The organism is Saccharibacillus sp. WB 17, from assembly GCF_008634075.2.
Classification (GTDB): Bacteria; Bacillota; Bacilli; order Paenibacillales; family Paenibacillaceae; genus Saccharibacillus; species Saccharibacillus brassicae.
Genome location: NZ_VPFK02000018.1, coordinates 1 through 20,324 on the forward strand (window position 1 = coordinate 1; position 20,324 = coordinate 20,324).

General features: G+C 59.1%; 14 protein-coding genes. 2 read left to right on the plus strand and 12 right to left on the minus strand.

The genetic code is table 11. The annotated features are described in order from the left end of the window. From FTE24_RS08965 to FTE24_RS08985, 5 genes are all read right to left on the minus strand, one after another. A partial coding sequence (locus FTE24_RS08965) for a hypothetical protein (protein ID WP_202111813.1) occupies positions 1–266 on the minus strand: 266 nt, incomplete at its 3' end. Positions 267–409: 143 nt separating this feature from the next. Next, a complete protein-coding gene (locus tag FTE24_RS08970) occupies positions 410–685 on the minus strand; it encodes a DUF7660 family protein (RefSeq protein WP_150232370.1) in 276 nt (91 codons plus the stop codon). Positions 686–892: 207 nt separating this feature from the next. Continuing rightward, positions 893–1,114 carry a helix-turn-helix domain-containing protein gene (locus FTE24_RS08975; protein ID WP_141448509.1) on the minus strand — a complete coding sequence of 74 codons (222 nt, stop codon included), beginning with the start codon at positions 1,112–1,114 and terminating at the stop codon, positions 893–895. 10 nt (positions 1,115–1,124) lie between these two features. Further along, a complete protein-coding gene (locus FTE24_RS08980; RefSeq protein WP_150232372.1) occupies positions 1,125–1,607 on the minus strand; it encodes a DUF2975 domain-containing protein in 483 nt (160 codons plus the stop codon). An 84-nt stretch (positions 1,608–1,691) separates the two neighbouring features. Beyond that, entirely contained in the window at positions 1,692–2,531 is an 840-nt protein-coding gene (locus FTE24_RS08985; RefSeq protein ID WP_160441705.1) for a MerR family transcriptional regulator, read from the minus strand. A 133-nt stretch (positions 2,532–2,664) separates the two neighbouring features. Here FTE24_RS08985 and FTE24_RS08990 point away from each other — a divergent pair, with 133 nt between their 5' ends. Continuing rightward, positions 2,665–4,155 carry an MFS transporter gene (locus FTE24_RS08990; protein ID WP_150232376.1) on the plus strand — a complete coding sequence of 497 codons (1,491 nt, stop codon included), beginning with the start codon at positions 2,665–2,667 and terminating at the stop codon, positions 4,153–4,155. A gap of 164 nt (positions 4,156–4,319) precedes the next feature. Here the strand turns inward: FTE24_RS08990 and FTE24_RS08995 are convergent, their stop codons facing one another. Further along, complete coding sequence (locus tag FTE24_RS08995) at positions 4,320–5,078, minus strand: SDR family oxidoreductase (protein WP_150232379.1); 759 nt, start codon at positions 5,076–5,078, stop codon at positions 4,320–4,322. Between the two features lie 202 nt (positions 5,079–5,280). Between FTE24_RS08995 and FTE24_RS09000 the strand changes: the two genes are divergently transcribed. Then, complete coding sequence (locus FTE24_RS09000; RefSeq protein WP_150232381.1) at positions 5,281–5,934, plus strand: TetR/AcrR family transcriptional regulator; 654 nt, start codon at positions 5,281–5,283, stop codon at positions 5,932–5,934. 196 nt (positions 5,935–6,130) lie between these two features. Here the strand turns inward: FTE24_RS09000 and FTE24_RS09005 are convergent, their stop codons facing one another. The 6 genes from FTE24_RS09005 to FTE24_RS09030 all read right to left on the minus strand — a co-directional run bounded on the left by FTE24_RS09005 (position 6,131) and on the right by FTE24_RS09030 (position 20,254). After that, entirely contained in the window at positions 6,131–6,826 is a 696-nt protein-coding gene (locus FTE24_RS09005) for a hypothetical protein (RefSeq protein WP_150232384.1), read from the minus strand. 1,266 nt (positions 6,827–8,092) lie between these two features. Further along, positions 8,093–8,470, minus strand: a complete 378-nt coding sequence (locus tag FTE24_RS09010; RefSeq protein WP_160441709.1) for an S-layer homology domain-containing protein — start codon at positions 8,468–8,470, stop codon at positions 8,093–8,095. Continuing rightward, a complete protein-coding gene (locus tag FTE24_RS23470) occupies positions 8,467–11,955 on the minus strand; it encodes an NHL domain-containing protein (protein ID WP_160441706.1) in 3,489 nt (1,162 codons plus the stop codon). The genes FTE24_RS09010 and FTE24_RS23470 overlap by 4 nt, the downstream gene beginning before the upstream one ends. 383 nt (positions 11,956–12,338) lie before the next feature. Continuing rightward, entirely contained in the window at positions 12,339–12,716 is a 378-nt protein-coding gene (locus tag FTE24_RS09020) for an S-layer homology domain-containing protein (protein ID WP_160441710.1), read from the minus strand. Then, positions 12,713–16,258, minus strand: coding sequence for a fibronectin type III domain-containing protein (locus tag FTE24_RS09025; protein WP_442978166.1), 3,546 nt, complete (start codon positions 16,256–16,258; stop codon positions 12,713–12,715). Before FTE24_RS09025 ends, FTE24_RS09020 begins: the two co-directional genes overlap by 4 nt. Before the next feature lie 171 nt (positions 16,259–16,429). Then, positions 16,430–20,254: an S-layer homology domain-containing protein gene (locus FTE24_RS09030; RefSeq protein ID WP_150232390.1), complete on the minus strand. Its 3,825-nt coding sequence runs from the start codon at positions 20,252–20,254 to the stop codon at positions 16,430–16,432. Positions 20,255–20,324 lie beyond the last annotated feature (70 nt).

Below are 20,324 nucleotides of genomic sequence, written 5' to 3' on the forward strand. Positions count from 1 at the left end.
GAAGAGCCGCGCGCGCCGCGAGCGCCGCCTGCCGCAGCGGACAACCGCCGCTGCGCGCCGGACGCGGCCGGGCGATCGCCCGGCGCCTGCGCCGGACGGCTGCCCGCGGAAGCGGAATCGCTTGCGCCGGCTGCCGGTTTGGCGCTGCGTTTGGGCGCCGCCGGCTTTTTGCCGGAGCCCCTGTTCTTTTTCTTTTCTTCTTTGGCCGTCAGCAGCTTGCGCTCTTTGCGGCTCGGTGTCGTCGACTTGTCTTTGTGTTCGCTCATTATATTTAACTCTCCATTATATTAAAATTGGATACCGCTCGTCTCGCCTGTCCAACGTCCGTCCGCATTGTTTCCGTGTTCACTATACCATTTTACAGCAGAAAAAGAACCTGTTTCCGCCGTCCTCGCGCCCGCTGACGCTCTTATTCGTATCGGCCCGCCGCAAACAGCAGAAACGCCAGCCGTTCCCATTCCACGTCCGCCCGGCGCGGAACCGAAGCTCCCGGCATCCGTCCGCTTTGCTCGTCCTGCTCGTGCACGCCGTCTTCCACCCAGGAAGCGATGCCGAGCAAATAATCTTTTAGCGTGACGTTGGCCCATTCCTCGCCGTTCTTTTCCAGATCTTTCGTCAGGCGATGCACGAATTCGATAAACCCGTCCCGCCCTTTCACGGCTGCCAATTCTTCGTAAATGTTCATTTCCGATCCTCCCTGTCCATTCCACTTTCCCTACTGTACCTTATCGGCCGCCGTCGGGGTATAGGGCGGATCAAAAAAGGTTTTGACAAAAATACGGCAGCCCCGGAAACAGGCAGAACGCACCAAAAAGCCCCTCCGCCATCGGGCGGGGGGCCTGCCGAATCTGCCGCAAAGCGCCAACCTTTCGCACCTTCAACGGAGCGATCGTCACGGAGCTTCGTCGACGTCCGGCCGATACTCCAGCAGGTCGCCGGGCTGGCAGTCGAGCGCGCTGCAGATCGCTTCGAGCGTCGACAGCCGGACCGCTTTGGCTTTGCCGTTTTTGAGTATCGACAGATTGGCCATCGTGATGCCGATCCGTTCGGACAGCTCGGTCACGCTCATCTTGCGCTTGGCCAGCATGACATCGATATTGATAATAATCGCCATAGGTTTCACCTCAGACCGTCCATTCATTTTCTAGCTGGATAGCGATCGCTTCCTGAAGCAGCTGCTGCAGCACCGCCGCGAACACCGCGATTACGAGCGACGCGAAGACGATCACCATGCCGATGACGATGATGCCCGGCGCGTCGTCGCGCTCGGCCATCAGGTAGAACAGCGGCATGCCGAGCGCAAACAGCCCGCCGACGCCCATGCCGCTGTACTTGATCCGTTTGAGCGCCTGCACGGCCAGGTCGGAGAACGCGCGCTTGTGCTCGATATGGCCGAGCAGCCGGAACGACTCGACCAGCGCCCAATAGAACGGAATCGCCGTCGCGTACAGGTCGATCCAGACCCAGATCCGGATCGAAGGACTCTCCGGGTACAATTCCGCCGCAAAATGCCCGATCCCCGGCACCACGAATACGTAAATAGCCAGAATCGGCAGGCCGATCAGGATAACGGACGCCTTCAGAAAAAGAGTGATTCCTCGCTGCATAACCTTTCCCTCGCTTATCAGTTGGATTGGATTTGCTTTGAGTTTAACGTATTATTTATCGTTTTGCAATAAATAATTATCGAATTATACCCTTATCTGCATCTCGTATACCGATTCTTCCGTCAGGTCCGTCAGCGAAATATCGATCTGGATCAGGCAGCAGACGCCGCCCCGGATCTCCAGCCCGTGCTCCCGTATATAAGCGAGCAGGCGCCGCATTCCGTCCATGTATCCGTCAAAAGGATCGCCCGAATAACGGGTGCAGGCGTATCGGCCGGCGGCAAACTCGGGCAGCTTGCCTCTTGCGCGGCCGTGTTCGACCAGGGTGAAAATCACGTTCTCCCGCGCCACAACATTCCGGTCCGGCGGATCGGAGACGTGCTGCCGCTCCAGAAACACGCCGCTCCGATTGCTCGCCAGAAAAGGCAGGCTCTCGTTCAGCTGCTTCTCCATCCGGATGAATCCGTGCAGAATGTCTTCGGGGTCGAGCAGGTTCACCCGGCCGGGCAGCACCGTGTAGCGGCGCCGCGGCAGCTCGCGCACGATCACGTCGGCGTCCGCATAATCGGTCCGAAACGCCTGCAGCTGCGACAACCGGCTGTTCAGCGTGCGCGAGATGCGGCGCAGCTCCGCGGCCCGGGCGTCGATCCGGCTTACGGCGCGCTGGAGCAGCTCCACCGACTTCTCCACGTTGCGCCCTTCCATGAACTGCCGGATTTCTTCGATGGAAAAGCCGACGTGGCGCAGTTCCACCACCGTCCCGATCACTTCGCTCTGCATGACAGAATAGTAGCGATAGCCGTTGTCGGGATCGATCCGGGCGGGACGGAACAAGCCGATCTTGTCGTAATAACGCAGCGTATCGGCCGAAATGCCGCACAGCTTGGCCATTTCGCTGACGGTCAGTTTGCCTGCGTCGATCATGCTCACCTCCTTGGGGACTGCGGATGCAAAAGGATCGGGCCGGCCGAAAATTCGGCTTGACCTTGGAGTCGCTCCAACCTTTATCCTTTTGGTATACCTTACAAACGCCATGAAAATCAAGGAGGATTTCCCCATGTTCACCCAAGCCAAACGCTGGATCGTGCTCGCGATCGTCTCCAGCGCCCTATTTTTGATCGTGATCGATATGACGGTGCTGTACACGGCACTGCCCACGCTGACCCGCGAGCTGTCCGCCGACGCTTCCGGCAAGCTGTGGATCGTGAACGCCTATCCGCTCGTCATGGCCGGCCTGCTGCCTTCCATGGGCGTGCTCGGCGACCGCCTCGGCCACAAGCGGCTGTTCAACTTCGGCCTGGTCGTATTCGGCCTGGCGTCGCTGGCGGCGGCGTTCTCGCCGAGCGTGGCGATGCTGATCGCGGCCCGCGTGCTGCTGGCCGTCGGCGCCGCGATGATGATGCCCGCCACCTTGTCCATTATCCGCTTGACGTTCACCGACGCCAAAGAGCGCTCGCTCGCGATCGGCATCTGGGCGTCCGTCTCGTCGGGCGGCGCGGGTCTCGGCCCGCTCGTCGGCGGCTTCCTGCTGGAACATTTCTATTGGGGCTCGGTCTTTCTGATCAACGTCCCGATCGTGGCACTGGCGCTGGTCGCTTCGATCCGGATCGTGCCGCGCGGCGCCTCTTCGGCGGGCAAAAAGTGGGACTTCGCGTCGTCGCTGCTCGTCATGGCCGGCTTGGTCGGTGTCCTGTACGGAGTCAAGGAATTCGCCCGGGCGGACGGTTCGGCGACGATCGCGGCACTCGCCGCGATCGTCGGCGCCTTGTCCCTGATCGGATTCGTCCGCCGGCAGCGGCGCAGCCCCGATCCGCTGATCGACTTCGCACTGTTCCGCAATATCCGCTTTACCGCCGGGGCGGTGACCGCCCTGATGGCCTCGTTCTCGCTGATCGGCCTCGAATACCTGCTGACGCAGCGTCTGCAGCTCGTGCTCGGGCTGTCGCCGCTGCAGGCGGGGCTGTTCATTCTGCCGCTGCCGATCGCCGCCTTTTTCGCCGGCACGCTGCTCGGCGGCGTGCTGCACCGGCTGAACATCGTCAAAGTTCTGCTGCTCTCGCTGCTGACGGCGGGCATCGGCACCGGCGCTTTCCTGTTCGGCTACGAGTCGTCGCCGATCGTGCAGATCGCGTGCATGATCGTGATCGGAGCGGGCCTCGGCGCGGCCATGTCGTCGGCGTCCAGCGCGATCATGAACCAGGCGCCGGCGGAACAGGCCGGCATGGCCGCTTCCGTCGAGGAAGTCTCGTTCGAGCTGGGCGGAGCGGTCGGCATCGCGGTGCTGGGCAGCCTGGCGTCCAGCGTGTACACCGGCACGCTTGCGCTGCCGGACAGCCTGCGCGGCCTGGCCGGCGCTTCCGACAGCCTCGACGGAGCGCTGGCCGCCGCGGAGAGCCTGCCGGCCGAAGCTTCGGCGCTGCTCAGAACGCTGGCGATGCAGGCGTTCGATCAGTCGTTCTCGGCCGTGCTGGCTGTCGGCGCCGGCCTGCTGCTGCTGACTTCGCTGATTCTGGCCGCGATGCGGCATCGGGCAGGCAAAGCGGCATAAGCGGTATGAAGGGTCTGACCCGCCCGAACCGCGAGGCGTGCCCGGCCGGCAGTAACCCATGCCGAAAAACCTCTTCGAATCGGCGGCGAAGCCTGTGCGGGCTCCGCTGCCGTTCGAAGAGGTTTTTTTCGCGCCGCCGCAGCGTTCGATCGTGCTGCCGGGACTCAGTAGGCGGTCCAGCCCGCGTCCGCCGTCAGCGTAACGCCGTTGACGAAGCTCGAATCGTCGGAGCCGAGGAACAGCGCCACTTTGGCGATTTCGTCCGCTTCGCCGATCCGCGGATTGAGACCCATGCCGATCATGGCGCGTTCCATGCCGAATTCGTTCGGCTGGCCCATCGTGGCCGAGATGTTCGTCGCCACGCCGCCCGGGGCGATCGCGTTGCAGCGGATGCCTTTGACCGCGTATTGGAAGCCGACGTTTTTGGTCAGGCCGACGACCGCGTGCTTGGACGCCGTATAGGCCGCGCCCGCGCGCGAACCGTTCAATCCGCCCGCCGAAGCGACGTTGACGATCACGCCCTGTCCTTTTTCCAGGAAGATCGGCAGCGCTTTGCGGATCGCCCGCATCGGCCCTGTCGTATTGATCGCGAAGACGCGCTCCCACAGCTCGTCGGTCAGGTCGCCCGCCGGTGTGAAGCCGTCCATGATGCCCGCGTTGTTGACGAGAATGTCGAGCGTGCCGTATTTTTCCACCGTAAGGTCGACCAGCTGGCCGATATCGTCTTCGGAAGTGACGTTCGTCCGGATCGCAAACGCTTCGCCGCCCGCATCCCTGATCTCCTGCGCGACCGTCTCCGCCGCTTCGAGATTGATATCCGAGACCGTCACGTTGGCGCCTTCCGCCGCATACAGGATCGCGATGCTGCGTCCCATGCCCGATGCCGCGCCCGTTACGATTGCCGTTTTGCCCTGAAGTTTCATCGTGTCGCCTCCTGTTTTGCCGTTCGAGTGTCGTTCGTAAACAAATGTTCATTAACTGTCTTCGACTTTAGTATAATCAATCATAGACAGCGCCCACAATCGGTAAAAGAAAGCGCTTTTGTGCATTAGTGGACACTCCGGCAAGCAAATGTTCATTAGGCGCTTGGGCAAACATCGGCGGCGCAGCCAAGGAGGAACGACGATGACAAACCGTTTCACGGATTCCGCGCACCGCGAGCCTGTCTCGCAGACCGACCGCCGGGTCCGCAAGTCCAAGCAGGCGCTCAAAGAGACGCTGATCGCCTTGATGCGCGAACGCGCGTTCAAAGAAATCTCGATCACCGACCTGGTGCGCGGCGCCGACCTCAACCGGGGCACTTTTTACAAACATTACCGCGATACAGAACAGCTCCTCGCCGAAACGGTCGAAGACGCCATGATCGACCTGATCGCTTCGTTCCGGGAACCGTATCTGCGAGCCGATCCTTTCGTGCTCAAAGAACTGACCGCGCCGGGCATCAAAATTTTCGAACACGTGCATCGGCATGCCGCCTTCTATACGCTGATCGTCGAGTCGCAGGCGCTGCCCGGCTTGGCGGACCGCATCTGCGGCGTCATCAAGGAACTCAGCCTGCACGATCTGGAAGCGAGCGACGACAACCCCCGGATCGACCGCGAGCTGTACGCCGGCTATCAGGCCTACGCGATCTGGGGCATGATTCTCGAATGGATCAAAGGCAGCTACGCCCACTCACCGGACTATATGGCCGGGCAGCTGCTGGAGTACATCCGCAGCCGGCCGGCCGAGGTCGTGTACCGGACCGGCGGGCTGAAAAGCGGCGGCGAGGACGGGTAGGGCTTGTTGATGGGGTAGGTTTGTGGAGCGAATCAAGCGGGATACAACTAGTGCGCATACGGCAAAAAACCCGCGGACGTTCCGGCAGACCGGAAGTACGGGGGTTTTGGCGCGCGGCCGGAAAAAGCGTTTGGACATGGGCGTGACGGGACTCGCCAAGCTTCCCTACACCCGATTACCGTTACGTTAACCGCTTCTAGCTGCTTTTTTGCCGGCGCCGGCTCTTCATTCTTGTCTCGGACGGCACGTACGGCGATGCGGTCTCGTCCATGCGCGTCATCCAGACGTATACGAGCAGGCCCAGAATCGGGATCAGCCCGAGCAGCGCCATCGCCTGCGGCAGCGAACGGCGGCGAGAACCGGTATAGATCGCGTAGACGGACAGCAGCGTGAGCAGACCGAAATCGAGCGTCATCACGTTCACGAAATGCGACGTGCGGAACGCTTCCGCATAGACGCCGAAGTCGCCCGCGAGCAGGCCCCATACCATGACGCCAAGCGTAAGCACGAACAAGACGGCGTGCGTGGTCTGCGATTCCGCGGTGCGGCGCAGCTTTTCGGACAAGCGCAGATCGTGCGAACCGGCGTGCGTCGCCGAAGTGAGGATGTAATACGGCAGCAGCGCGAACGCGCCGAGCGCAAACGACACCAGCACGAACGGCCAGGCCGGTACTTTGCGATCGTCATGGCGCAGCAGCATGCAGGCGAACGTCAACGGGTACAGGCCGAGCAGCGTAAACATGGCCAGCAGCGAAGGTTCGTCGGGCCGCAGCGTGAGCAGCGTACGCAGCCACGGATCTTCCCCGCCGCCCGCTCCGGGCGCGAAGAACAGCGCGTAAGTGATGAAGGCCAGCCAGACGACGAGCAGCAGCACTCGGGACACGGTGGTCATGGCGGTCACACCTTTCTATAGGAAATGGGCGCACGGTCATTCGTTCGGGAGAGCAGGATCGTTTATTCGGAAAAAAATTCGTTTTGCGGAAAAAGGTTCTTTTGGGCGGCGGTTCTACTCATCATTACCCGTATCCGCTCACCTTGGCAAGCAAGAATGTGTAAAAAGATGGCAGGCCCGCGGAAAAATCCGGCAGGCGGCATCAGAAAAGCACCCGCGCAGAGGAGGGAGGCGCGGGTGCTTCTCGTCGTGCACGAAACCGTGAATCGGGGGGAGGTTTCGATGAGGGAACAGCGACGCCGCTCAAATAGACGCCGCGAGGTTGCAACACGATTACTATAACACCACGATCTGAACATTTTCTGTACAAGCCCCCACTTTTGGGTGCATCACAGCTGTGCGGATCAAAAGTGGCGGCCGCGCCAAGCGAATCTTTGATCTATTTAATTCGCGGCTTCGTCCGCGGTTCTGAATCTCTCAAATGCACCATGATCTTTGAATCTCTCCCACAACGTGCCCCCAAACCGTTCAAAAGCACGGCCCAGCCCGTGCCCCCAACGCCCCGCGCCCAGCGACCCTTCATCTTTTATTTTTTAAGATTCTAATCTGTTTATCTCTATCTTTATCTTTATCTCTATCTTTATCTTTATCTTTATCTTTATCTTTATCTTTATCTCTTCATACTTATCCCCGATCTCGCCCCCAATTAAATGCCTAAACCCATCTATTCCCCCGCCTCACCCGCACCCCTTCCAATTAACTGCCCAAACGCACCTATTTCGCCCGAAAACAACAAATCAATCCCCTTTCCCACGAATTAGATGTATTCCTGCACTTATTCCCGAAAAACAGGTCTTTTCGCCCGAATTAGCTGTATTTTCGCATCTATTTCCGCCAAGCCCCACTTTATATGCTCCAAATGCACTCCACTTCGGCCCTGATTCCACTCCAAATCCGCTTCTAATTCGGCTCATCGTCTGCTCTACAACGACTCTACGACCCTGCGTCCGCTATAAATCCGCTTTACTTCGATTTCACATACGCTCTACGCCGGCTCTACACCCGCTCCGCGCAGTCTCCCCCGCCCTGCCTCCTCTCGCCTCACCGCAAAACCGGCAAACGAACAAAAAAGAGACCGGGCCGCAGCCCGATCTCTTAAACCCTTTCTCTTTCGGCGTTTTCCACGCTTCTCACGCTTCTCACGCTTCTCACGCTTCTCACGCTTCTCAAAGCATTTACCGCCTTCTACTGCTTTCTAACGCTTTTCTACCGCTTCATCGAAGCCGCGAGGATCGCGTCATGTGCCCAGTGGGCGCTTGCCACGTCGGTCCATTCGCCGGCGCCCGGCTGCGTCGTCGACGCGTCCAGACCGATCAGGCGGTTGATCATCGTCACCGCTTCGGCGCGCGTGATCGCCTGCTCCGGCTTGAAGCTGCCGTCCGCATAGCCCGTAATCACGCCTGCCGCTTGCAGCTGCGCGGCCGCTTCGGTCGCCCAGTGGCCGGCCGCCAGATCGCGGAAGCCCGCCGCCGAAGCCGACGTGTTCAGTCCGCTTTGCGGCAGCAGCTTCGCCAGTGCCGCAGCCAGTTCGGCGCGGGTGATCGACGCGTTCGGCTTGAACGTGCCGTCGCTGTAGCCCGTCATGATGCCCGAANTGCGGCAGGTCCCGCAACGGTCGACGCCCAGCTTCCGTTCTTCACGTCGCTGAACGCGGCCGTGCCGGTCGTCATGCCCGTGATGCGGCCGACGATCGCGGCCAGTTCGGCGCGGGTAATGTCCTGCTCCGGCTTGAAGCTGCCGTCTTGGTAACCCAGGATGTACGGCGCCGCGTTCAGCGTGCCGCCCCAGCTGCTGACGTTCACGATCGTGAACGTGCTGAAGCGGTTGACCGTCAGTTCAAGACCCGGCTTGCCGTCTTCGCCCGTTACGACTTTGCCCGGCACCAACTGCTTCGTGCCGTCGCTGTGCTCGATGTAGACGCCCAGCTTTCTTTGCTGCGCCGCAGTGAACGCGCTGCCCGCCGGAAGCGGCAGCGTCAGCGTTACCGGACGGCTTTGCAGATTGGTCTCGATCGTCATCGGACGACCCAGGACCGTAATATTACCGCCGTTCGCTGTCGCGACGATTTCCGGAGTCGCCAGCGCGCGCGCTTGAATCTCGGCGCTCGTCGACGTGCTTTTCACCGGAATGAGGCGGAAGTACAGATCGTCGGTCAGGTTCGTCAACGACGAAGCCGGCACGGTGATGCGTACGTTCGGATTGAGAATGACCAGCTCGACGCCTTCGGCTGTCAACACTTTGGAAGCCGCGTTCGGGACCGTCAGATCCCACTGCGACACTTCGTCATTCGTGTCCGGCAGCACGATCGCCGCCGTTTTGGAGCCGGACGTTTTGAGCAGGTTGATGATCTCGCCCGCTTTGGCCGGCGTCAGCTGCAGCGCGTCCTTGGTCGTGCCGTCCGCACCTTTGGTGCGGGTGATCGCGAGCGTCGACACGACGGACCCGTTGGTCGTCTTGTCGTTCTGCACGTTGACGTTGATCGTCGTCGTGTTCGACGGCGTCGGCGTCGGTGCCGTCACGACCGGCGTCGACGGTTCGCCGCTGCCTGTCGACGGGGTCGACGGAATCGTCGGTACGGTCGGCGTAGTCGGTTCCGTGACCGGCGGAGTGGTCGGTTCTTCTTTGACCGTTCCCAGGATCGGATACCCGCTAACCGGGTCCATCATCCAAATCTTTTCAAAATCCCAGTCGATAAAGTTAGCCCGTTCTTTCATTTGCGTATCTTCCAAAGGCTTGGCCTGAATCAAATCGTTGGCTTTGCCCGTGTTGGACTTGGTGTTCCAGTAGTTCGACACGGATGGAATCGCTTCGTTCGAACCGCCGAAAGCGAAAGTTTCCATCCAGCTTGTATCGCCGATCGTTCCGTCCAGTTCGACGGACGTATAGTTGTTTTCGAAAATGGAGAACGCATTCGTGCTTCCTTCGAATCCGAAAGCTTCTACCGTACCGACAAAACCGCCGAACCGATCTCTATCGGTGTTGGCCGCCGTGAACGTATTCGTGTTCATTCGCGTGTAGATCAGCGGGGACACTTTTCCCCAGACGTAGTTGTTTTGAACTTTCGAAGCTCCGTATTCCGAATCGAATGCCGCTCTGCCGATCAGGCCGCCGACTTTGCCGCTGCCGCTGACCGATCCGTCGAAGAAACTTTGACGGATTGTCGTGTTTTGCAAGTCTCCGACCAGTCCGCCGACCGAGCCGCTGCCCTGGATCGTGCCTGAGGCCGATACTTTGGAAATGTTCGAATAGTAGGCTGTTCCGGACAAACCGCCCGTATTTTCGTAGTTTACGATGTCCAATGCAGTCAGGCGCAAGTTCTCGACCTTCGCTTTATACAGATAGGAGAACAGGCCGCCCGCTTCTTCGCGGACCGTCAAGCCTTCGATCGAGTGGCCGCCGCCGTCGAACTGACCGGTGAAGCCTTCCTTGCCGCCGATCGGTCTCCAATAGACGCTTTCTTTCGTTTCGGTCAGGTAAGCGTCCAGAGCGGCTTTGGAAATATCCGTCGTCAGCTTGTAATTGAGCGTCTTGTCGTCGCGCATATGATCAAGATCGGCCGCGCTTTTGACCAGATTCCAGACGACTCCTTCGATTTGCTGCTGCTCGTACGTATATTTCGTTTCTCCGACCGGAGTCACGATCTCGGATACGGCAAAAGCGGAAGTGCTTCGGATGCCTTTGGCTTTTACCGCGAACACGTACGGTTGATCGTTGTTCAGGCCTGTCGCCGTAAAGCTCGCGGCACCCGGCTGACCGCTGAACGAAGTTTGGCCGGCAAATTCCCATTGGCTCGGATCGGAAGGCGCGTTCGGTCCCGCATACCGATAAACTTCATAGTACAGCGTGTCGGGTACCTCGCTCCAGGACAAGTTGACCGCTCCGTTCGCGGCTTGTCCGGTTACGAGCGCAGGAGCTGCCTGCGGAGTCGCGATTTGCAGCACGCGATGGTTGCCGGTATCGGAAATATATACCGTTCCATCGCTAGCGACCGCTACGCCTTCAGGAGCGTTAAGAGCCGTCTCCAGCGGATAGCCGCCTTCCGCTCCCATGCCCGCTTCGCCGCTGGCCAAGCCGGCTACGCGATCCAGATGGTACGATTCGTCCGCGTCCAGGCGAACCACCCGATTGTTGCCGGTATCGGCTACGTAGATGTCTCCGTTCTGCGCCACGCTGAGCGCCGTCGGATCTTTCAGGCCGTTTACGGGCAGCGTCTCCACTTCGCCGTCGGTGCTATCTACGGCGTAGATTTTCCCAATGCCATCGAGGATATAATAGTCTTTGTTCCACATGGCGATGTCTTCGATCGGAAGATCGACAGACAGACCTTTTGCGCTCAAATAAGTCGCTTCGGTAACCGTCGGAGGCGTATTGCCCGTGCTCGAAGGCGTGATCCGATAGCCGGAAGCCATATTGTCCCATTCGTCCAACGCGTAGACGTTGCCGATGGCGTCCGCTGCCAGCCCTGCCGGATTGCGCACTTGATCGGAACTCAATGCCTGCGTGATCTGGTATTCGACCGTTCCCGAAGCATCGGGCGAAGACGGCTGGCCATTTGCAATTGCAAATACGGTAGGGTAAGGGTCACCGGTGGAAGAACCCGTGAAATAAATCAGGTTGTTGCCGAGGCTGCTGCTGCTGTTCGATCCTTTGGACACGGCAATGTTTTGAAGACTCACGTTCTGATCGCCGTTCTTGAGCCGGATCGGGGTATAGTCCTTGCCGCTCATAGTCGGATAGATCGCAAGACCGTTACCGATCGCCATCCAGGCTTCCTGATCTCCCGTATTGTTGAACAACAGCATATGAAGTCCCGACGCGCCCTGCATCTCGATCAGATCGATGTCCTTGGGAGCGTTCAACTGCGACAAAGCGGCTTTGCTCGCTCTCGTATGACCCGGCGTACCGGTTCCCGCCACGACCTGAATGACTTTTTCCGCGCCCGCATGCGCTTTTTGAACGCCGAAAGCCGGAAGAGCCCCTCCGCCGACCAATACGCCTGCCAACGTCGCAAGCACGCTTTTTTTCAGCCAACCGTTCCCCCTGCTAGCCGTCACCTTTTTTCTGCTCATTGTCTGTTTCGTCCCCTCTATAGGCAAATGCAGAGCCGAAGCTCATGGACACACTTCACGCTCACTATAACAACCGATTCTGAACATTTTCTGAACAAGAACCATTTTTTAGCTCATTTAATCTCTACGTGTAAAAAAAGTTCATGCTCGGCAGCGGTTAAGCTTGGCTTCCAGACCTGCACCCGCTTGAGTCTCAGCTGCGGATCGCCAATAGAAAAAGGCAGAGACCTTTGTCGCTCCCTCAGGGCGGCAAAGGTCTCTGCCTTGCGTGAAGAACGGCGATAAACCGTTTTTCCGCGTTCTTCGCATAGGAGTATGCTTGGCGGTCTGCATGTGATGCAGTCCGCACGCTTGAGCGATCCCGCTTACGTCCGACTCCGCGATTACCGTTTCATCGAAGCCGCGAGGATCGCGTCGTGCGCCCAATAGGCGCTTGCCACATCGGTCCACTCGCCGGCGCCCGGCTGCGTCGTCGACGCGTCCAGACCGATCAGGCGGTTGATCATCGTCACCGCCTCGGCGCGCGTGATCGCTTGCTCCGGCTTGAAGCTGCCGTCCGCATAGCCTGTAATGACGCCGGCCGCTTGCAGCTGCGCGGCTGCTTCGGTCACCCAGTGACCGGCCGCCAGATCGCGGAAGCCCGTCGCCGAAGCCGACGTGTTCAGTCCGCTTTGCGGCAGCAGCTTCGCCAGTGCCGCAGCCAGTTCGGCGCGGGTGATCGACGCGTTCGGCTTGAACGTGCCGTCGCTGTAGCCCGTCATGATGCCCGAANNNNCGCGGCAGGTCCCGCAACGGTCGACGCCCAGCTTCCGTTCTTCACGTCGCTGAACGCGGCCGTGCCGGTCGTTACGCCGGTGATGCGGCCGACGATCGCGGCCAGTTCGGCGCGGGTGATATCCTGCTCCGGCTTGAAGCTGCCGTTCTGGTAGCCCAAGATGTACGGCGCCGCGTTCAGCGTGCCGCCCCAGCTGCTGACGTTCACGATCGTGAACGTGCTGAAGTGGTTGACCGTCAGCTCAAGGCCCGGCTTGCCGTCTTCGCCCGTTACGACTTTGCCCGGCACCAACTGCTTCGTGCCGTCGCTGTGCTCGATGTAGACGCCCAGCTTTCTTTGCTGCGCCGCGGTGAACGTGCTGCCCGCCGGAAGCGGCAGCGTCAGCGTTACCGGACGGCTTTGCAGATTGGTCTCGATCGTCATCGGACGACCCAGCACCGTAATATTACCGCCGTTCGCTGTCGCGACGATTTCCGGATTGGCCAGCGCACGCGCTTGAATCTCGGCGCTCGTCGACGTGCTTTTCACCGGAATGAGGCGGAAGTACAGATCGTCCGTCAGGTTCGTCAACGACGAAGCCGGTACGGTGATGCGTACGTTCGGGTTGAGAATGACCAGCTCGACGCCTTCGGCTGTCAACACTTTGGAAGCCGCGTTCGGTACCGTCAGATCCCACTGCGATACTTCGTCATTCGTGTCCGGCAGCACGATCGCCGCCGTTTTGGAACCGGACGTTTTGAGCAGGTTGATGATCTCGGCCGCTTTGGCCGGCGTCAGCTGCAGCGCATCTTTGGTCGTGCCATCCGTGCCTTTGGTGCGGGTGATCGCAAGCGTCGACACGACGGACCCGTTGGTCGTCTTGTCGTTCTGTACGTTGACGTTGATCGTCGTCGTGTTCGACGGCGTCGGTGCCGTCACGACCGGCGTCGACGGTTCGCTGCCGCCTGTCGACGGAATCGTCGGTACGGTCGGTGTAGTCGGTTCCGTGACCGGCGGGTTGGTCGGATTTGGTTCCACCGGATTCGTAGGATCGGTCGGATTCGTAGGGTTCGTCGGATCGGTCGGCGTGGTCGGCTGGCCGTTCGTCAAAGCTCGCAAAACCGGATATCCGCTAACCGGGTCCATGATCCAAATCTTGTCGAAGTCCCAATTCGCGAAGTTGGTCATTACTTTCATCTCGTCGTCATTCAATGCCGCGGCTTTTATGACCGGTGACAAGGCTCCGGCGTTCGCTTTGGTGTTCCAATAGTTCGACTCGGACGGCAGCGGCTCTTGGCCGATGTCCGCTCCTCCGAAGCCCCAAAGCGCGGAAGTTTCGCCCAGTCCTTCAGGCGTGGAGGCTTCGATCGAAGCGTAGTTGTTTTTGAAAATCATCGCATCTCCGCTCGGTACGTCGGAAGATACTTTCCCCACGAATCCGGCAAAGTGTTCCCATTCGGTCGTCTGGATCGACACTTCGTTCGCAGACGTTACGGAAAGATTCGTTTGTGCGATCGAACCCCATGCGTAATTGTCCTGAACCGTGTGGACTCCGTTGGTCGCATTGAATTCGGCCGTCCCGATCAAGCCCCCGATATGCCGAATGCCGCGAACGGAACCTTTGAAGAAACTCTGGCGAACGTCGCTGTCTCCCAGAAAGCCGATGAGGCCGCCAACGTTCGAACTGCCTTTGATGCTGCCTTCCACGGATACCCTCGCGATTTCCGATCGATACGCGCTTGCCGCGAGACCGCCCGTTCTTTGGAACGACTCGATGGTCAGGTTCGTCAGGTTCAAATAGCCGATTTGGGCTTGATCCAGCGCGCCGAACAATCCGCCGCTCCGGTTCGTGATCGACAATCCGTCTATCGCATGGCTGCCGCCGTCGAACCGCCCCGTGAACATTTCTTTGCTGGTGCCGATCGGCCTCCAATTCGTATCGCCGTTTTTCCCGATCAGGTACTCGTCCAGATCGGTATCGGACAAGTCTCTGACAAGCTTGTAATTAAGGCCGAGATTGTCGCGCATATGGTCCAGATCGGCTGCGCTTTGCACGAGATTCCACGTCTGTCCGTTGACGATCTCCTGCTCATAGACGTACGGTACGCTTTGCGGCGTTACCGCGTTCGACGGAGAAGAGAACACGGAATACAGCTGTGCCCCTTTGGCTTTGACCGCGAAAACGTAAGGTTGTCCGTTGGCCAGCCCGGTAATCTTGGCAGACGTCTGGGGCGAAATCGCTTGTCCCGCATACTGCCAGTCCGCTTCGCTGCTCGGAGCCGCTTCGCCCGCATGCTTGTACACGTCGTACGATGCGGCGTCGGCTGCCGCGTTCCATGATACTTCAGCCGAAGAATCTCCCGCTTGGGCCGTCACCGAGACGGGGGCGTCCTGCGGCAGTCCCGTTTTCAAAATGCGGTGGTTCCCGCTATCGGAAACGTAGAGCGTGCCATCCACTGCAACCGCAATGCCCTTCGGCGAGTTCAACGCGGTAGCCAAAGGAGCCTGCCCGAGAGCTCCCATTCCGCGAACGCCCGTACCCGCTACCGCTTTCCACGCTTTCAACGAATTGTTTAAGGTCGTAAGCCGGGCAGCCACATTGGCGAATTCGTACGCTGCATGCAGATTGTATTGCGGGTCCAAAGCCACTTCAAAGCCGGTGAGCGCTGGCCCTTCGAATCCGCCGCCTCCGCCAAAGTCTGAAGCTTGGCCTGCCTCGTTATAGGCTTTGGCAAAGGAGCCTCCGCCTTCTTGCGCCGCAAAGATCCCGTATTTCCAACGAATTTGGCTGGAGATCTGAATAGCCATCAAGCTATTGTATTCGACATCGGGTCTTTTGACCGGAACGTCGCTAAACTGCTCTCCCGTCGAAATAATGAACCCGCCTATATTCTGGTAGTCTGCCGTGTACACATCTCCGGTTACGGAAGACACATCCAGACCTTTCGGTTCCGCGAAGTCCGGATCGTTGCCCGGAATCAGCGTCTTGACTTCCAAAGGCACGCTATTCTCCGTAATACCGCTGCTGAAATCAAGCGCGAATACTTTTGGAGAAGAAGAAGGATTCGCGGGCGAACCCGTAAAATAAATAACTTTTTTTCGGGAGTCGTACGCGATATCCCGGGCGGCCAAAATATGGCCGGCGTTGTCTTTGAGCTGGAAAGTCAAATAATCGCGCCCGTTGACACCGTTCGTCATGCCCGCCGAGTTGATCAACCAGATTTTTTTGTTGCCCGGATCGTTGGCGACAAGCAAATGCCCGTTTCCGTCCAACTCGATCACGGCAAGATCCGTCGGCGTATCAATCTGCGAGAGCGCTGCCGTCGGCCCTTCTGCCGATCCCTGGACTCCGGTGCCGGCTGCGCTGACAAACACCGTCTGCGGCTCTGTCGGATTGACCGGAACAGGTTCCGCATGCACGGTCCGCTCCCCGAATACCGGAACAGTCCCCCCGAGCAGCACGCCCGCAAGCACGGTAACGAAAATCTTTTTCAACCAACCGCTTTTCTCATGACCCGTAGATGCCGTATTTCCCATTTGTTGATTCATCCCCTCTATCTGAAATACGGAACCTGCACTCCCGCTTCCTAAGAGCTATCGTATCATCGCGCTCTGAACATTTTCTGGACAGATCCGGGTGTTCGATGGTTTCTCTGCGAGACGGATAAAAAAAGAGACCGGGCCGCAGCCCGATCTCTCGCATCTTTTTTTTGACGTCTTCTACCGCTTCATCGAAGCCGCGAGGATCGCGTCATGCGCCCAATAGGCGCTTGCCACGTCGGTCCACTCGCCGGCGCCCGGCTGCGTCGTCGACGCGTCCAGACCGATCAGGCGGTTGATCATCGTCACCGCCTCGGCGCGCGTGATCGCCTGCTCCGGCTTGAAGCTGCCGTCCGCATAGCCCGTAATCACGCCGGCCGCTTGCAGCTGCTCGGCCGCTTCGGTCGCCCAGTGGCCGGCCGCCAGATCGCGGAAGCCTGCCGCCGCAGCCGACGTGTTCAGTCCGCTTTGCGGCAGCAGCTTCGCCAGTGCCGCGGCCAGTTCGGCGCGGGTGATCGACGAGTTCGGCTTGAACGTGCCGTCGCTGTAGCCCGTCATGATGCCCGAAGCCGCGGCAGGTCCCGCGACGGTCGACGCCCAGCTTCCGTTCTTCACGTCGCTGAATGCGGCCGTGCCCGTTGTCATGCCCGTGATGCGGCCGACGATCGCGGCCAGTTCGGCGCGGGTAATATCCTGCTCCGGCTTGAAGCTGCCGTTCTGGTAGCCCAGGATGTACGGCGCCGCGTTCAGCGTGCCGCCCCAGCTGCTAACGTTCACGATCGTGAACGTGCTGAAGTGGTTGACCGTCAGTTCAAGACCCGGCTTGCCGTCTTCGCCCGTTACGACTTTGCCCGGCACCAACTGCTTCGTGCCGTCGCTGTGCTCGATGTAGACGCCCAGCTTTCTTTGCTGCGCCGCGGTGAACGTACTGCCCGCAGGAAGCGGCAGCGTCAGCGTTACCGGACGGCTTTGCAGATTGGTCTCGATCGTCATCGGACGACCCAGTACCGTAATACTACCGCCGTTCGCTGTCGCGACGATTTCCGGAGTCGCCAGCGCGCGCGCTTGAATCTCGGCGCTCGTCGACGTGCTTTTCACCGGAATAAGGCGGAAGTACAGATCGTCGGTCAGGTTCGTCAACGACGAAGCCGGCACGGTGATACGTACGTTCGGGTTGAGAATGACCAGTTCGACGCCTTCGGCTGTCAACACTTTGGAAGCCGCGTTCGGGACCGTCAGATCCCACTGCGACACTTCGTCATTCGTGTCCGGCAGCACGATCGCCGCCGTTTTGGAACCGGACGTTTTGAGCAGGTTGATGATCTCGGCCGCTTTGGCCGGCGTCAGCTGCAGCGCGTCCTTGGTCGTGCCGTCCGTACCTTTGGTACGGGTGATCGCAAGCGTCGACACGACGGACCCGTTGGTCGTCTTGTCGTTCTGGACGTTGACGTTGATCGTCGTCGTGTTCGATGGCGTCGGCGTCGGTGCCGTCACGATCGGCGTCGACGGTTCGAACGACGGGGTCGACGGAATCGTCGGCACGGTCGGCTCCGTTACCGGCGGCGTCGGCTCGGTCACCGGCGGCGGCGTCGTTTCTTTGAGGAACACTTTCAGAATCGGATAGTTTTGGCGAATCGGGTCCATCGACCAGACGTTCGCAAAATCCCATTCCGCAAAGTTGGCTTGAACTTTCATTTCTTCCGCCGTAAAGGCGGAAGCCAGTTTCGAAGTTCCCGTTGCTCCGTAAGCGCCGCTATCCCAATAGTTGGAAGCGTGCGGTACTTCGATTTCCGAGAACACCCAGCCTTCGAACGGTCCGATTTTACTTTCAACAACCGTCTCGTTCGCTTGAAGGTTTCTGTCTTCGATGATCGCGGTCATGATGGAAGCGGAACTGTAGTTGTGTTGGAAAGCTCCCGTTCCTTCTTCCGGCGACGCTTCATAGGAAACGGTGCCCACGAATCCGCCGGCCGCGCCCGTATCCAGATTGCGCTGCAGATACTCTGGCGTAAGCATCATCTGTGCCCACGCATAGCTGTTGGAAACGATGTTGTAGCCGTCCATCGCAGCGTAGCCGAGCAATCCGCCGATCGATCCCGTGCCGCTTACTTTACCGTCAAAGTAAGCCTGGTCGATCGTCGTTCCTCTCGATTCCCCGATCAGGCCGCCGACGTAGCGGTTACCGGATACGGTACCTTCAACCGCGACTTTTCTGATGTTCGAGCTGTAGTCGAGGGCAGTCAGGCCGCCGCTTTGTCTGTACGCGTTCATTTTGACGTTCGTAAGACGCAGATTTTGGATGGTCGCTTTGTAAGTGGCACCGAAGAGACCTGCGTATCTGTTGTCGTCGTCCAAATTTTTGACTTCCAGGCCGTCGATCACGTGGCCGGCTCCGTCAAACGTACCGCTGAACCCGATTTCCCCGCCGCCGATCGGCACCCAGGTGTTCGGTCTATCCTGGGACGCGTAATATTCTTCGAGCTGCGATTTGGAGATGTCGGTCGCCAACCGATAATTTTTCCTGTTTTGTATACGTTCCATATCATCGCGAACATGATCCAGTCCGGCGACGTTTTCAATCAGGTTCCATACTCTTCCTTCTTCTTGAACCTGTTTGTAGAAAAATTGGTTCTCAAGCTTCTGGATACGTCCGAGATCCGCGATATACAGCGCTCCGGTCGTTTTGTCCACCGCTACGCTCGTTGGTTCGGTCAGAGACGACTGAACAGCCGGAACGCCTTCGTAACTTTGGGAAGCTTCGCCGGTACCCGCTACCACTTCGACTTGGCCGGTTGCGGTATTCAGCTTTTTGACCTGATGGTTTTCGGTGTCCGCGATGTACAGGTTATGCTCATTGTCGAGCGCGATCGACTGCGGCTCGTTGAGGCCGGCGTCGACGACTGTCGTCTTGCCCGCCTGATCGAGGTCGATTCTGACGATTTGGTTCAACCCGGCATCCGATACGTACAGATCGCCGTTGTCGTAAGCGACGTCGGTCAGGTTCGAATGGACATCATCGAAATCCGCCACGACCGTCGCCATGTACGGCGTAGCCAGTGCGCCCTGCGTCGTTGCGTCCGAATTCGGAGCGCTTAACGGAGCGAAGGTGCGGGAACCGGATTCGGTGCCTTCGATTTCTGTCGTTCCTTCGGTTGGGTTGACTTCTTTGACTTCGTTCCCTTCGTTGGGAGCAATCCCGGGAACCGTTTGTTCGCCGTCGTTGTCAACCGTTTCTACAGGATCGCCATCGTTGTCGACGGTCTCTACAGGATTGCCGCCACTGAGGCCGCCTTCGATGTGGTCCGTCGTGTCGACGACATAGGCCGGATTCGGAATCAGCTTCCACACTTTGCCGTCTTTGCCGCCGGCCACGTACAACGTTTCGCTGCCCGGCTGCTGGTCGATCCCTTTCGGATCGGCCAGAACTTCAGGTCCGAGCAGAGGCGAAGCGGACATCTCGTTTTTCTCCATTACGAGACGGTAAACGTTCGACGTGCCCGATCCGGTGTCTTGGCCCGTGCCGTACAGGTTGGGAAGCGACTCCGGCGACTTGAACGACTCCATGAACAGGTCGTTCACCGTAACCGCATGCTGATCCTGATTCGTCAGGGAAGGGAAAGCGGTGAACGTCTGGCTCATATTGTTCTGAACGGCTCCCAATACGACCTGATTTTTATCTGTATCGCTGAAAACAAAAATGTTCGCCGGTTCGCCGCTCGATCCGACCAGAGCCGTCTGAGCGATCAGCCCGCGCGTTCTCTCGAAATTCGGGTAATTTCCGTTGGCGTCGCGAATCGAAATCTCGATCTTTTTCAAACCCGGCTGCCATCCGCCCTGCGTAACAAGCGGTGCGGTCACTTTTTCGGGCGCAGCTTGGGAAATTCCGATCGTCGCGGGCAGTGTCCCCAACACTGTAGCCCCGATCAACGTACCGAGCGCCGTTTTTTTCAACAGGCTCGCCGCGTTAAAGCGCCCCGGCTGCGAAGATTTCAAACGTTTTCTCATGATTCACATTCTTCCCCTCTGTTTGTGAAATCTTTCATTGCCAGCTGACTTTGAACCACGCTGCCCACTA